This is a genomic window from Streptomyces sp. NPDC002130 (assembly GCF_040296465.1).
Taxonomy (GTDB): Bacteria; Actinomycetota; Actinomycetes; order Streptomycetales; family Streptomycetaceae; genus Streptomyces.
In genome coordinates this window covers 1-1409 of record NZ_JBEOXI010000853.1, presented here as the reverse complement: position 1 = coordinate 1409, position 1409 = coordinate 1, and the positions used below count along the sequence as shown (strand labels likewise).

Sequence of the window (1409 nt, the reverse complement as noted above, 5' to 3'; positions counted from 1 at the left end):
AATCGTCGATCCGTCGGCCAATCCGTACCTGGCCACCGCTGCGATACTGGGTCTTTCGCATATCGGTATCGACAATTCCGCGCAATTGCCTCCGGAAATGGTGGTGAACCCGTCGACTCTCACGGAGGCGGAACGTGATGAGCGCGGGGTGACCCGAGTCCCCACCGACGTCGGCGCGCTCGTGCAGAATTTCAGCTGTTCCTCGGCGGCGAAGAAAATCTTCGGGGAACCGATCGTCGAAGCATTGGTGTCAGTGAAGGGAGCCGAGCGGGAGACGTTCTCCCAGATGGACGAGGCGACAATCGTCGAGCGACTTCGGTACACCTGGAGTTGAAAGGGTTGACGGCCACGATCCCGAGTTCTATGTTTAAGTTATTCCTTAATTAAGGAGTTGCTTACATGGATGGGCGAAGTGGCCGGCTCGATGCAGTGTTCAGCGCACTGGCAGACCCGACGAGGCGTGAAATGCTCTCTCGCCTGACGGATGGTTCGATGACCGTCGGTGAGCTGGCCGAGCCGTTCGAAATGAGTAGACCCGCCATCTCGCAGCATCTCAAGGTGCTCGAGCGAGCCGGTCTCATCGAACGAACCGCCACCGCGCAATGGCGCACATGCACCCTTCGCGCAGAGGGTCTCGACGACGCGAGCGCCTGGGTCGACGAACACCGGCGCGGTTGGAACGAACGCTTCGATCTTCTCGACGAGCGTCTACGTGAGCTGAAACAACGTCGACCGAAGAAGGAGAAGGACAATGAGTGACCAGAATGCCGATGCCACTGCAGAATTCACCATCACCCGGGTCTTCGACGCGCCGCGCGACCTTGTCTGGCAAGCGTGGACCGATCCCGACGAGGCGGCGCGTTGGTGGCACCCTGAGGGTGTCAGCAGCCCGCGGGAGCACGTCACGATCGATCCCAGAGTTGGCGGAACGTACCGCTACCTGATGATCAACGACGAGAACGGAGCCGAGTACCCCACCGGCGGAACCTATCTCGAGGTCGACGAGCCGAAGAGGCTGGTCTTCACCTGGGGGAATCCAGGAGATTCGGTGGATACTGCGCCGCGAATCACGGTCACGCTCGCAGATCGGGGCGACAAGACCGAGATGACATTCCATCTGGTCGGGGTCCCGGGTTTCAAGGGCGACGGCAACGTCTACGACGGGTGGGAATCCGCGTTCGACGTGCTGGACCAGGTGTACCGCGGCGAGTAGTCGGGAATCGGACACCGCCACCGGGGCACCGATGATTGAATGGAGTGAATACACCATTTAATCACCGACGTGGGAGAGCCTGATGGCACCAGAGGTTGCGGTAGTTCTCGAGGGTTATACCTACTTCGAATGCCCACGCTGGCACGAAAACCGGGTTTGGGTGTCGGACTTCTATACCTATCAGGTGATTTCGGCC

The 1409-nt window shown here is 59.9% G+C and carries 3 protein-coding genes; all 3 read left to right on the top strand.

The window, feature by feature from the left end; genetic code table 11:
• Positions 1-334 (top strand): hypothetical protein (locus ABT116_RS46315; protein ID WP_351647230.1); only part of this gene is annotated, 334 nt, incomplete at its 5' end.
• A 65-nt stretch (positions 335-399) separates the two neighbouring features.
• The gene (locus ABT116_RS46310) at positions 400-759 is read left to right on the top strand and encodes an ArsR/SmtB family transcription factor (RefSeq protein ID WP_095968461.1); all 360 of its coding nucleotides are present in this window, start codon (positions 400-402) and stop codon (positions 757-759) included.
• Positions 752-1213, top strand: coding sequence for an SRPBCC family protein (locus tag ABT116_RS46305; RefSeq protein WP_351647227.1), 462 nt, complete (start codon positions 752-754; stop codon positions 1211-1213). Before ABT116_RS46310 ends, ABT116_RS46305 begins: the two co-directional genes overlap by 8 nt.
• Positions 1214-1409: the final 196 nt, after the last annotated feature.